This is a genomic window from Georgenia soli, assembly GCF_002563695.1.
Lineage (GTDB): Bacteria > Actinomycetota > Actinomycetes > Actinomycetales > Actinomycetaceae > Georgenia > Georgenia soli.
In genome coordinates, this window is the sequence record NZ_PDJI01000004.1 from 1865790 (window position 1) to 1878479 (window position 12690).

Sequence of the window (12690 nt, forward strand, 5' to 3'; positions counted from 1 at the left end):
CGATCACGACGGCGGCCCGGCTCCACTGAGTCCTTGAGCCGGTCTCCACCCGGACACAGATCCGCGCCCGGGTCTGCACCCGGGCGCGGACTGAGGTTGACGTCGTTTCAGTCGGCGAGAGCCATGTCGAAGACGTGCATCGCGGCGTTGGTGGGCAGGGTCACGTAGGCCACCGTGCGGGACGGGTCGAGGGGCACGGAGTTCGCGAACACCCGGTAGGTGATCCCGTAGTTCGCGGGACCGGCCTGGGTGTTGCGGTGGTCCATCTCGATGACGGGGGTCGCGCCGTACTGGTCAGGGGCCGTGCAGCACCAGTTCGGGAAGCCGAGGCTCTGCTGGGCGCTCGTCCCGTCGGTGTAGGTGATGCGCACTGTCCCTACGCCGGTGCCGGCCGCGGACCCCAGGAACACCAGGCGCTCGCCGCTGCCGTCGACCGCGAACGTCTGCCCCCGGGCGACGACGTTGTTCGGCGTGCCGGCGGGAACCTCGGGCCACGTGAGCTCGGCCCCGAGGACTGAGATCGGCGACCCGGGCACGACGCCGGCCGCTTCCAGCGCCTGGGCCGAGAAGCTGTTCCCGCCGCCGTCGAAGTTGCCCGGGCCGGGATTCGACTCGTCGGTCACACCGACGTTGTTGTACGCCTCGGCGAGCTCGGCGTACGCAACCCCCGTGCTCTGGGTCCGGCTCCCCGTCACCGAGTGGACCGTGCCGCCGGACTTGTAGCTGGCGGTCGCGGTGAAGGTGCGGAGGACGAACTCCTCACGCTGCTCGGGCACCTGCACGAGGAACTTCGAGGTGACGGACTGGCCGGGCTTGACCGAGCCGGAGACGGCGACCGTCGCGTCCTCGACCGCCCACCCCAGAGGCGCCTTCAGGGTGACCTCGAGCTGCTGGATCCCGGAGCTACCGCCGTTGGTGACGGTCACCGCCACCGGGGAGATCCGCGGTCCGTCGAGGTCGATCTCGGCGATGGAGACGCTGACCGTGGGCCCGGCGGCGCCGGCGGCCGGCTGGGCGGCCGCGGGCGCCACCAGCGCGACACCGAGCGCCAGCCCGGCGCCGAGCAGGCCGACGAGGCGCCTCATCGTCCGGCCCCCACCAGTGCGGCCGGCATGTCGGTCTCCACGGAGTCGAGGCCGGGACGGAGCTCGTGCCAGCGACCGCGCGTGAAGTCGGGAACGGCGACGGGGCGGGAGCCCTTCCGGATCGACTCCCCGCTCAGCGGCACGGAGGCGCACCAGGAGGCGGAGTCGTAGACGTCGATGTCAGGCACGAGACCCGCACGCATCTGCTGGATGATGCGCCACTGCAGGATGTAGTCCATACCGCCGTGGCCTCCGTTGTTGGCGGCGTCGTCGCCGACCTTGCGCCAGAGCCAGTGGTCGTACTTCTGCAGGTACGGGTCGAAGGACGCCCACGCGTGCCCGCGGTGGTCCGGCTCGACGTAGATCCGGGCGGGGTAGTCCTCGAAGATGCCGCGGGTGCCCGCGATCGAGTTGATCCGGCTGTACGGCCTGGGGGAGCTGACATCGTGCTCCGCCCGGACGAGTCGGCCCTTCTCCGTGCGGATGATGCTCGTGGTGCGGTCGCCCTTGACGTAGGTCTCGGCCCAGGAGGGATGGTCCGCAGGCATGAACCGCTCGCGGTAGTCCGCGAGCGCGAGGGCCGCCGAGCTCGTCGCCGTGAGGTAGCTGAAGCGGTCACCGCGGTTGATGTCCATGCAGGCCGCGATCGGTGCGAGTCCGTGCATCGCGTAGAAGCTGGCGTCGGTGTGCGTGTGCCACATCCGGCGCCACTCGTCCGGCTCGTAGGACCCGTTGAACAGCAGGTCGCGCAGGTCGTGGAGGTAGCCGCCGTGCCCGTGCGTCAGCTCACCGAAGACGCCGTCGTGCGCCATCTTGAGGATGGCGAGCTCGTTGCGGCCGTACGAGCAGTTCTCCATGAGGAAGCAGTGGCGCTGCGTGCGCTCGGAGGCGTCGACGAGGTCCCAGAGCTCCTTGAGCTCGGTGGCGATCGGCAGCTCGATGCCGACGTGCTTGCCGCCCTGCATCGCCGCCATGCCCTGTCGGAAGTGCCACTCCCACGGCGTGGCGACGTAGACGAGGTCGACGTCGTCGGCGGCGCACAGCTCCTCGTACGCGGTGTCGCTGCCGGCGTACACCGTGGGCCGGTTCCCCGTCTCGGCCTGGATGCGGTCGGCCGCGCGAGCCGCACGGTCGGGCAGCGTGTCGCAGACGGCGGTGATGACAGCGCCCGGGACGCCCAGCCAGCCCCGCAGCATCCCGTTGCCGCGGTTCCCCAGCCCGACGAGACCGATGCGTACCTCGTCGTGGCGCTCGAACGGGACCCCGATCATCGTGCGCTGCCCCGGCGCCGTTGCCGGCGCCTTTCCCGTGCTGGTCACCGCGTTCGCCGGCACGATGCTCGTCGCCGCCACAGTGCCGGCGGCAAGGCCCATCGTCGTCAGGAACGACCGGCGGCTTGCTCGAAACTCCCCCATTGCGTCTCCCCCATCGGTACGTCGTCGTCCTTCAGGTACCGGGGGACGCGCCAGTGCGTTTTCGTCCTTCCCCCGGACGGAACCCCACTGCGGCAGTTCTGCCGCGTACGTGGCGTGCCGTTTGGCCGAAATCTTGGCGAGCGCGACCCAAAGTGTCAATAGTCGATCCAAATTGCGGATCTTCAATCACCTTTGATCATCAGCATTGATCATTTCGCTTTCCTCTACCCGTCACCGCGCGCGGCGGTAAGGGGCAGGGCAGGACCGACGGGAAGCGGACCCCCGACGCCAGACGGCCGACCGGTGCACTCGCACCGGCCGGCCGTCTGGTCCCCGCGGAAGCAGGGGGTTACCGCAGCACGATCTCCGAGATGCGCGGCGCCGCGGAGCCGGCGGCGAAGAGGAGCCGCACGCCGTCGACCGCCGCGCCGTCGAGCGCGGCCTCGTGGAAGACCGCACCCCCTGTCAGCTCACCCACCGTGACCCACTCGCCGTCGCGGGCCACCTGGATCTCGCCGGAGCCGGACCCGACGACCGCGACCGAGGCCGCCGTCGTCGCCTCGTCGAGGTTGCGAGCGAGGAACGAGCCCTCGACGGGCGCGGAGGCGGCCACGTAGGAGGTTGCGACGTCGCCGTCGAAGGCGCGCGCGGCCCCCTCGCCGGGCACGCTGGCGAGGTTGGTCTCGAACTCCCCCGAGGGAGCGGAGACGACGAACTCGCGGATCTTCACCCACTGGCCGCCGGAGTTGTCCGCCGTGGCGAGCAGGCGCACGTAGCGCGCCTGCACCGGGGTGTCGAAGGTGTGGGCGACGAGCGGGGACGAGATGTACTCGCCCGCGTCCGTCCAAGTCTGGCCGTCCGCCGAGTACTGCAGGGTGGCGGTGTAGAACATGTCCCCGGACTGGGTGTCGGAGTCGGACTGGTGCACGGCCACCGACCCGATCTCGCGAACCTCGCCGAGGTCCACCTGCACGTAGTCCCCGGCCTGCCCGGCCTCGTTGGACCAGTAGAGGGTGGCGGGGTCGCCGTCGACCATCTTGGCGAGGGTGTTGTTCTGGTAGGTCCCCATCGAGCTCGACGGGGCAGCCGGGTAGCCCTGGGCCGGCCCGGCAGGCTCGGCGCCGAGCCAGTCGGCGTAGGCGGCCATGGCCCGGTCGGAGAAGTCCTCGAAGACACCGTCGCCGACGGACGGGACGAGGACGTTCTCGCGCCGGACGCCGTCACCACCCTGGTCGTCGAGAGTCGGCTCAGCGGTCCTCGCGATCCACTCACGGGCGGCGAGCAGCTCGGCGGTTGCGGTGGCGCCGTCGTCGGCCGCGATCGCCTCGAGCATCGCGATCTCGTGCTCGAGCGCGGTGGCCCACTGGGCGGCGGCGTCGACCCAGGGCTGCGCGTCGGCGGCGAAGCCCGGCTCCGCCATGGTGGGCAGGACCTCCGGCAGGGAGCGGATGACCGACAGCCGCTCACGCAACGCCGTCGCACCCGAGGCGTCCCCGGCCTCGTAGGCCGCCCAGAACGCCTCGACGTCCGCGCTCAGCGCCGGCGCGTGGACCACGTCGTCGCGGTACGGCCAGCTCTGGTTGAGGTCGGCGAAGGTCACCAGCGCGTCACGCACGACGGGGTCGTCCCCGGCCAGCTCGGCGAGGACGGCGGCCATGGAGGTGTCGGCGTCGTAGGCCGGGCCGTTCCAGGTGTAGTCCGCGTAGTTGCCGAGCGCCGGCAGCGACGCGTACGGCTGGATCATCGGGTTCGAGGTGAAGCCCTCGATGTGCTGGTACAGCCCCGGGTCGCGGCCGGTGAGCGGGTTGAGGAACAGGCGGCTGCGGCGACCGTCGTTCACCGGGAAGTTGTCCCAGATGTACAGGTGCTCGGTGCGGTAGGACTGCGACGCCCGCCGCACCGACGCCTCGGTGATGGTGTCGGAGAAGACGCCCTCACCGGTCCACTGGACGCGGACGTCGTCGTCGAGGCGGTCGCCGAACCGCCCCTTGTACGGGTCCTCACCGGACCCGGCGTAGTTGGTCGGCACGGTCTGCAGCGGCTCGAGGCCGTTCGGCTCGATGTACTCGGTCTGGATGCGGTTGAGGTAGTCGGTCTGGGCGTCGGCGAGCCAGTACCAGTTGCCCTGGTTGGGGTACTTGGCCCGGTCGGCGTCGCAGTGCAGCCGGAGCGGGATGTCGTCCAGGGCCACGTAGAACGAGTCGACGCCGAGCTCGCGCAGCTGCTCGAACTTGGCGATGGTCGCGTCGAAGTCCTCCTGCGAGGAGTAGCAGATGTCGTTGCCGGGCGAGAGTGCGAACGTGAAGTCGACGTGGTTGGCGTTGGCGGCGTCGACCAGCTCCTCCATCCGGGCCAGGTCGTCACCGCTGTAGAGCTCGCGCCACTGGTAGCGCAGCAGCAGGTCGTCCTTGGGCGTGTAGATGTAGGTGTTCATCTTGTGCTCGCCGTAGAACTCCATGTGGTCCAGGCGGGACTGGTGCGACCACGGGATGCCGTAGAACCCCTCGATCGCGCCGCGGATGGACATCAGCGGCCAGTCGCGGATCTCCAGTCCGGGCACCTTCTTGCCTTCCACGACCTGGCGGAGAGTCTGGGTGGCGTAGAACGTCCCTCGGGCGTCGGCGCCGTTGAGGACGACGACGGGGCGGCCCTCGTGCCGGCCGCTCGCCAGGACGTACCCCTCCTCGGGGAGGTCGGTGGCGTTCTCGACGCCCATGCCCGCGAGCACCTCTGCGAGCGCCGGGTTGTCCGCCACGGTGCCGAGGTAGACCTCCTTCCCCTTGCCCCGTGCCTCCGTCGTGGTGGTCACCTTGCCGCCGGCCCCCGCGATGATCTCCTCGGCGGCGGCGATCGCAGCGGCGTCGGTCTCCTCGCCGACGACGAGCGTCACCCTCCCGGCGAGCGGCACCGGGTCCCCGCCGGCGGTGAGCTCCTGCGGCACGGGGTAGACCTCCGGCGCCTGTGCGGCGCCGGACACACCGGCGGCACCGCCGACGGCCGCGCCGGGCGTGCTCGTGCCGGCCCCGCCCTCTTTGGTGCTCGGTGCCGGCGCGGTCGGCCCCGCTACCGCCGGCGTGGCGACGGCGAGCGCGGCAAGGATCGCGGCCGCACCGCCCATCGTGGTTCTCAAGGTGCGCGCTGAGCGCGATCGCATGTTCACGGACACTTCTCCCCCGTTGGACGTCGTGAACCACCGCCAGGCGTCATCGCCATGTCCGAACCAGTTCGGTTTTGGTAGGCGGTGGGCGTTGCGGGTCACATTGAGTCAGAGCGACCTGGTAACCGTCAAGAGCCGGCAGGAATCCAGGCGTCCCGCACACCGGCGCCCCCAACGGGGCGACGCCCACCCCGCCGCAGGGCCGCCCGGCCACCCCACAGGTGTGAGACGCACCACCGCCGCAGGCCTCGGCCGACAGGGGCCGCGCCCCGCACCTCACCCGACGCTCCGGTGTCCGGTTTGCCGCCGAATTCCGCCGAAAACCCTCGGTTACGTGGGGTCCCCGGAAACGGGTACGGTGCGGCTCGTAACCTCACCACGAGCAGTTCCGGAAGGACACCCCGTGCAGACCACGATCTCCGCTCCCAGCTGGGCCGACCCGGCCCAGATCACCGACCCTGCGGACCGCGCCGCCGGCATGCGGCGCTCGCCGATCAGGGCCGAGCGTTTCGGGACGGGCCAGGTGCGTACGGTCATCGTCGACGACGGCGACGGCCCCCGCCTCCACCTGGACGCACGCACGGAGGACGGCCTGACGCTCGAGCAGGCCACCGCCCTGGTGGAGTTCCTGGCGGAGCAGCTCGAGATGCTGCGCGAGGCCGCGGCCGAGTAGCCCGTCCGGGCGGTCAGCGCGTCCGGGGCTTGAGCCGCACCTGGGGGAGCTCGGGGGCGGGCAGGGGTGCGCCGTCGTAACCCGTGACCTCGCCGAAGCGGGCGACCCCCTCGGGCTCGCCGGCGATCGCGGCCTGCCACTGGGCCCGCGCCTGCACGACCTCCTCGTGCGTACGCGTCACGAAGTTCCACCACATGAGCACCTGCTCCGTGAACGGGGCACCGCCCATGAGCACCGCGCGCACCGGGGCCGCCCCGGCCTCGAGGAGGATCTCGTCGGAACCGGGTGCGAGGTAGGCCAGCCACGCCTCGGGCACCACGGTGCCCGCGACCACGAGCTCCCCGGCGTCCAGCAGCACGCCGTGCTCGAAGCTCCGCTCGACCGGCAGCCGGACGCTGGCCCCGGCGGGGATGTCGATCTGTGCGGCGACCAGCGGGGAGTACGCCCGCGCCGGTGACGTCACCCCGCCGAGCGTGCCCATGAACACCCGGACCTCGGCGCCGTCGACCTCGAAGGTCGGCACGTCGGCCACGTGCTCGAACGCGCGCTCGCCGGCGCGGTCGGCGTCGGGCAGCGCCGTCCACAGCTGCACGCCGTGCAGTCGCCCCTGCGTGGGGAAGCGCCTGAGCGTGCCCTCCTCGGAGTGACAGATCCCGTTCCCGGCGGTCATGAGGTTGAGCTGGCCCGGGCGGACCGTCTGCACGGAGCCGAGCGCGTCCTGGTGGAGCACCTGTCCCTCGAACAGCCACGTCACCGTCTGCAGCCCGGTGTGCGGGTGGGGCGGGACGTCCATCCCGCCGGAGACCGAGATGTCGTCGGGCCCGTAGTGGTCGGCGAAGCAGAACGGCCCGATCAGCGACCGCTTCTTCGACGGCAGCGTGCGCCGCACCGTCATCGCCCGCGGTCCGCCCAGCGGCACGTCCCGCGGCTCGATCAGCTCGACGGCGGACGGGGCGGGACCGGTCAGGCACACCTGCTCCTGCGGGCGGACCTCGAGGTTCGTCATGCCCACCAGCGTAGGAAGGTCGCCGGCCGGGCGGCACGTCGCCGACCGCGGGGCGCGTCGGCCCGAACCGCGTTGTCTGTGGCCGGCCCCACTGCCCGTCCGGAAACAACGCCATATGCTCAACGGTTCAACTTGTCATGACCACAGCTGTTGACCTCCAGACCTCGGACGCGATCCTCCTCGACGAGCACGCGCAGGACCTGCTCTTCCGCGAGGCCCGGACGGCGAACGCCTTCACCGACGAGCCCGTGACCGACGAGCAGATCGCCGCCATCTTCGAGCTCGTCAAGTGGGCGCCCACGTCGATGAACACGCAGCCGCTCCGCGTCGTCGTCGTGCGCTCGGAGGAGGCCAAGCAGCGCCTCCTGCCGCACATGGCCGAGGGCAACCGCGCCAAGACGAAGGCCGCGCCCGCGACCGCGCTCCTGGCCGCCGACATCGACTTCCATGACGAGCTCCCGCGCACCTTCCCCCACTTCCCCGGCGCCCGCGACCTGTTCGCCGGCGACGAGGAGTCGCGCGCCCGCACGGCCGAGCTCAACACCGGACTCCAGGTCGGCTACGCGATCCTCGGCATCCGCGCCGCGGGCCTCGCGGCCGGTCCCATGACCGGCTTCGACGCCGACGCCATCTCCCAGGAGTTCTTCCCCGACGGCCGCCACCGCGTGCTCGTCGCCATCAACATGGGCAAGCCCGCTGAGAACGCGTGGCACGACCGTCTGCCGCGCCTCGGCTTCGACGAGGTCGTCACCACTCTCTGATCTCAGCAGCGCACGCTCGCTGCGCACGACCGACGGGTGCGGTTCCGGACAGGAACCGCCCCCGTCTGTTCTTTCCGACGGCGGAAGCGAGGCTCAGCGCAACGGGTCGAACGGTGCGAGCTCGCGCGGCCGGTGACCGGTGACGAGCGCGTCGGCCAGGAGCTGGCCGGTCACCGGTCCGAGGGTGATGCCCCACATCCCGTGACCGCCGGCCACGTGCACGCGCGGTGAACGCGTCGGGCCCACGAGCGGCAGGCCGTCCGGCGTGCACGGGCGCGCCCCGACCCACTCGTCGCGCCGGTCGTCGAGGTCCGCGCCGCGGAGCAGCGGTCGGGCGGCGGCGACGATGGCGTCGATCCGGCGCGGGTCCAGCGGTGCGTCCGGCGCGCGGAACTCCATCATCCCGGCTACCCGCAGCCGGTCGCCGACCGGCGTGCAGGCGACCCGCTGCGCCGGGAGGTAGACCGGGCCGGCGGGGAGGTGGTCGACCGGGACGCTGAAGCTGTACCCGCGGCCCGCCTGCACCGGGGTGCGCACCCCGAGGCCGCGGGCCAGGTCGCCGAGCCAGGCGCCGGTGGCGACGACGACCGCGTCGAAGCGGTCAGCCCCAGCGTCCGCGGCGGTCACGGCCACGCCGTCGCCGGTGTCGGCGAGCCGGACGACGCGAGTCTGCTCGCGGATCACCCCGCCGCGGGCCCGGACGGACTCCGCCAGGCGGGCGACGAACTCGCCGGGGTTGAGGAACCGCTGCCCGCGGAGCCGGATCGCGGCGCCGATCTCGTCGGACAGGGCGGGCTCGACGGCCCGGGCCTCGCTCCCGGTGAGCACGTCGAACTCGATGTCCTGGCCCGCCGCACGGATGTGCCGGAGCTCCTCCAGCAGCACCTCGCGCTCCGCCGTCGTGCGGTAGGCGGCGAGGAAGGACTCCGCCTCCCGCGTGCGGCCCGCGACGCCACCTGCGGCCAGCTGGTCGAAGGCGGCCAGCGCCCGGCCGTTGATCGGCACGAGCGACTCCATCGCGGTGCGCCAGCGTCGTGCCGTGCTGCTGCGGGCGAACCGGAGCAGGAACCGGATCAGGCGAGGGTTGGTCGTGGGCGGCACGTAGACCGGCGAGGCGGGACTGAGCACCGCCCGCACGCCGTAGCGCAGGACGGCCGGCTCCGGCAGCGGCGTGCTGATCCCTGGCGTGATCCAGCCGGCGTTCCCCCACGAGGCCCCGGCGGCGACGGTCCTCCGCTCGAGAACCGTGACCTCGGTCCCGTGCTCCTGCAGGAACCAGGCCGTCGACAGCCCGACCATCCCGGCACCGACCACAGCGACGGTTCTCGGAGTGCGTGTCCCCATGCCCGGCCATTGTGGTGCCGCGACGACGGAAAGTCCTGGGGATCACCCGGTGCCCGGGCGGTCGTCCTGTGCAGAACCGGCCTCCTGCGCCGACGACGCCCCGGGCCCGTAGCGGGCTCCGGGGCGTCGGCCGGTGCGGTGGCACCGCGTGCTGCGGTGCCGGTCTGTGCGGTACCGCGTTGCTGCGGCACCACGCGCCGTAGATCAGCGAGCGCCGACGGCGACCGCGTCCTTGTTCTCGGCCTGCGCCGTCGAGCGGCGGGTGAGCATGGCGTCCACGCTCAGGCGCCCGGGGCCGGCGGCGATGAGGGCCAGCGCGCCCGCGGCGAGGGCGAGCACGAGCTCGTAGCCGTTCTCGGCGACCCAGATGCCGAACGGCAGGTGGACGATGAACATCGCGCCGAGCATGTTGATCGTCACGAGCGCGGCGAACAGCGAGGTGAAGGCGCCGAGGATGAGGGCCGCGCCGCCGACGGTCTCGACGAGGGCGGCGAACCAGGCGGACGCCGTCGGGGCGGGCACGCCCATGCCCTCGAAGGCGGCCGCAGTCCCGGCCATCCCCCAGGTGAGGAACTTCTGCAGGCCGTGGGCGAGGAAGACCACGCCGAGGGCGACGCGCGCCACCAGGAGCAGGACGTCCTTCGCGGTTCCGGAGGCAGGCTTGAGGAGGGTGGAGAGGTTCATGAGGGGTCCTTCGCGTTGTCGTAGCCGGCTGTCCCGGCGCGGCATGTGCGTCGGCGGGAGGTGACCGCCGAGGGGGCCGACCGACGACGGACGGCGAGGCCGCCGCCCACCGTGAGCGCGCCCCGGGCCGGACCGCGGAATCCACGCTCGCTCCAGGACCCGCATCGGCCGACGCATGCCACCGTAACAACGGTTAGTTGATCTTTCAACCGCCGTGGGCTCGCCCAGGACGCCGGGCCGCGGTGGGGCCACGCACCCGAGGACGCGGGATCAGACCGTCGCGGCGAGCCAGGACGGGACGCCGCCGGTGAGCGCACCGGACGCGCCCTGCACGGCCGTCATGGCCGCCACGCAGAAGATGTACACGTCCACCACGGCGACGAAGACGAGCTCGCGCCTCGAGCCGGCGTTGCCGAGCAGCGGCAGGGCGAAGTGACCGTTGCGGCGCCACAGCGGTGTCACCACCGCGGGCGACGGCCGCAGCGGCCACAGCAGCGGCACCCCCTGGGAGGTGAGCGCGTCGCCGGCCAGGTGGCACAGGCAGCCGAGGACCACCGCGGCAGGCAGCCACCACGTGGTCTCGGGCGCGAACCAGGTGGTCGCCGTCGCGACCGTCAGGGACACCGCCCACGACGAGAGCCACCCGCGGGTGACACGCAGCGCCTTGGCGGCGAACGCGACGAGCAGCACGATCATCAGCCACGCCCCGAGCTGGAAGTCCTCCCCCGCCACCGGGACGCGCAGGGCCGAGAGCGCCCGGGCGATCAGGCCGGCCCCCAGCACGCCGAGCAGGGAGTGGGTGGCGTGCCGATGACCGCCGGAGAGGAAGCCGAGACCGCGCGCGACCCACCGCGACACCGGCGGCAGCGAGCGCGCGATCGTGCCGGCGTGGTGGTCGGCGTCGAGCAGCAGCGCGGCGCCCGCCGTGGCCACCGCACCGGAGAGGACCTCGGCCGGCGGGAGCGGCACCCAGCCGGCGGCCCACGGCACCGTGGCGGTCACCGCCAGCCAGGCCGCGGCTCCGGTGGTGGCGTGCGCATGGCTCATCATCTTCTCGGGTGCCCTCCAGGCGGTCGCGGAGACGTCATCCTCACCCACGGCACCCACATCCCCGCCGCACGTCCACCCCCGGACAGACGCACCACCACACGTGCCCGCCGGAGTACCACCACCACTGGTGAGAGGGTCGGCGGGCGCCACTCCGCCGTCGACGCCCCGACGGAGAGGCTCAGCCGCCCGCACGCCCGGGTCAAAGCCCTGACGCGGTGAGCCGCCCCCGCAGCGTGCGGTGCTCGTACGCGCGCCGGAAACGGCCGCGCCGCTGCAGCTCCGGCACCACGGCGTCGACGAACTCCTCCAGCGAGGAGGGGTACAGCGCCGACATCACCACGAACCCGTCTGCCGCCCCGGACTCGAACAGCTCGCACAGGTAGTCGGCCACGGTGGCCGGTGAGCCGGTCGGCTGCGGCTTGAGCTGACTCATCGCCTGGCGGGCCGCGAGCTCGCGGACAGTGAGGTCCTCCGCGCGTGCGGCACGCAGCAGCATCTCCTCGAACCCGTCGCTGCCCGTGGCCCCGCGATGCGCCTCGACCAGGGCGACGGCGGAGCCGTCCGGGTCGAGCCCGGTCGGGTCGGCGTGCAGGAGCCGGCCGAGGACGGTGAGGATCTGGGCCTCGTCAAGGAAGGACTCCAGCTCGGCCAGCCGGTCGCGCGCACCGGCGTCGGTCGCGCCCACCACGGGCTGCACGGCCGGCAGCACGCGCAGCGCGTCCGGGTCCCGCCCGAGCGCGGCCGCCCGCCGGCGCAGGTCCGTCCGCACCTCCCGCATCGCCTCGGGACCGTCGGCGACGACGAAGACGACCTCCGCCCAGCGCGCGGCGAAGGCCCGCCCGCGCTCCGACGCCCCGGCCTGCATGAGCACCGGCCGCCCCTGCGGGCTGCTGGGCAGCGTGATCGGACCGCGGCTCAGCGGGGGGCCGTCACTCGGTACGGGCACGCGGCGGATCCTGGACGGGTCGGCGAAGAGGCGGGCGTCGGCGTCGAGCACAAGGGCGTCCGGCGCCCAGGTCTCCCACAGGTCCAGCACGGTCCGGACCACGCGGTCGGCGTGGTCGTAGCGCTCGCCCTTCGGCGGCATCGCGGGCAGCCCGAGGTTGCGGGCCTCCGCGTCCGTGGTGGAGGTGACGATGTTCCACGCCGTCCGACCGCCGGAGAGGTGGTCGAGGCTGAGCATCGTCCGCGCGATGGCGTACGGCGGCACGAACGTCGTCGACATCGTGGCCCCGAGCCCGAGGTGGGTCGTCACGGCCGCGGCCGCGGACGCCACCACCACGGGGTCGAGGTAGATGGCGCCCTTGCCGCCGGTGCGGACGGTGGTGGCGTAGTCGCCGGCGTGGTCCTCGGGCACGGCGAGCGCGTCGGGGAGGAACATCATGTCGAAGCAGCCCCGCTCGAGGGTGCGGGCGAGATCGGTGTAGAACCCTGCGTCGAGCCAGTCGGTCCGGGCCAGCGGGTGGCGCCAGTTCTCCGCGTACTGGCTGGTCGGTGCCTGCACCATGGCCACGA

10 protein-coding genes are annotated in these 12690 nt (G+C 72.5%); 2 read left to right on the forward strand and 8 right to left on the reverse strand.

Annotated features, from left to right (window positions below):
• Nucleotides 1–107: 107 nt before the first annotated feature.
• From ATJ97_RS09745 to ATJ97_RS09755, 3 genes are all read right to left on the reverse strand, one after another.
• Entirely contained in the window at nt 108–1085 is a 978-nt protein-coding gene (locus ATJ97_RS09745; protein ID WP_098483588.1) for an NEW3 domain-containing protein, read from the reverse strand.
• Nucleotides 1082–2500 carry a Gfo/Idh/MocA family protein gene (locus ATJ97_RS09750; protein ID WP_098483589.1) on the reverse strand — a complete coding sequence of 473 codons (1419 nt, stop codon included), beginning with the start codon at nt 2498–2500 and terminating at the stop codon, nt 1082–1084. The genes ATJ97_RS09745 and ATJ97_RS09750 overlap by 4 nt, the downstream gene beginning before the upstream one ends.
• 349 nt (nt 2501–2849) lie before the next feature.
• Complete coding sequence (locus ATJ97_RS09755) at nt 2850–5630, reverse strand: glycoside hydrolase family 84 protein (RefSeq protein WP_143426971.1); 2781 nt, start codon at nt 5628–5630, stop codon at nt 2850–2852.
• Nucleotides 5631–6060: 430 nt separating this feature from the next.
• Between ATJ97_RS09755 and ATJ97_RS09760 the strand changes: the two genes are divergently transcribed.
• The gene (locus ATJ97_RS09760) at nt 6061–6330 is read left to right on the forward strand and encodes a hypothetical protein (RefSeq protein ID WP_098483591.1); all 270 of its coding nucleotides are present in this window, start codon (nt 6061–6063) and stop codon (nt 6328–6330) included.
• Between the two features lie 13 nt (nt 6331–6343).
• Here ATJ97_RS09760 and ATJ97_RS09765 read toward each other — a convergent pair whose 3' ends face one another.
• Nucleotides 6344–7336 (reverse strand): pirin family protein, encoded by a 993-nt coding sequence (locus ATJ97_RS09765; protein WP_098485358.1) that lies wholly within the window; start codon nt 7334–7336, stop codon nt 6344–6346.
• A 137-nt stretch (nt 7337–7473) separates the two neighbouring features.
• Here ATJ97_RS09765 and ATJ97_RS09770 point away from each other — a divergent pair, with 137 nt between their 5' ends.
• Nucleotides 7474–8097 (forward strand): malonic semialdehyde reductase, encoded by a 624-nt coding sequence (locus tag ATJ97_RS09770; RefSeq protein ID WP_098483592.1) that lies wholly within the window; start codon nt 7474–7476, stop codon nt 8095–8097.
• Nucleotides 8098–8190: 93 nt separating this feature from the next.
• Here ATJ97_RS09770 and ATJ97_RS09775 read toward each other — a convergent pair whose 3' ends face one another.
• From ATJ97_RS09775 to ATJ97_RS09790, 4 genes are all read right to left on the reverse strand, one after another.
• Nucleotides 8191–9441 carry an NAD(P)/FAD-dependent oxidoreductase gene (locus tag ATJ97_RS09775; protein ID WP_098483593.1) on the reverse strand — a complete coding sequence of 417 codons (1251 nt, stop codon included), beginning with the start codon at nt 9439–9441 and terminating at the stop codon, nt 8191–8193.
• Nucleotides 9442–9645: 204 nt separating this feature from the next.
• Nucleotides 9646–10125 carry a DoxX family protein gene (locus ATJ97_RS09780; protein ID WP_098483594.1) on the reverse strand — a complete coding sequence of 160 codons (480 nt, stop codon included), beginning with the start codon at nt 10123–10125 and terminating at the stop codon, nt 9646–9648.
• A 270-nt stretch (nt 10126–10395) separates the two neighbouring features.
• Nucleotides 10396–11223 (reverse strand): metal-dependent hydrolase, encoded by an 828-nt coding sequence (locus ATJ97_RS09785; RefSeq protein ID WP_143426973.1) that lies wholly within the window; start codon nt 11221–11223, stop codon nt 10396–10398.
• Between the two features lie 151 nt (nt 11224–11374).
• On the reverse strand, nt 11375–12682 hold the full coding sequence (locus ATJ97_RS09790) for an NtaA/DmoA family FMN-dependent monooxygenase (RefSeq protein WP_245862337.1): 1308 nt from the start codon (nt 12680–12682) through the stop codon (nt 11375–11377).
• Nucleotides 12683–12690: the final 8 nt, after the last annotated feature.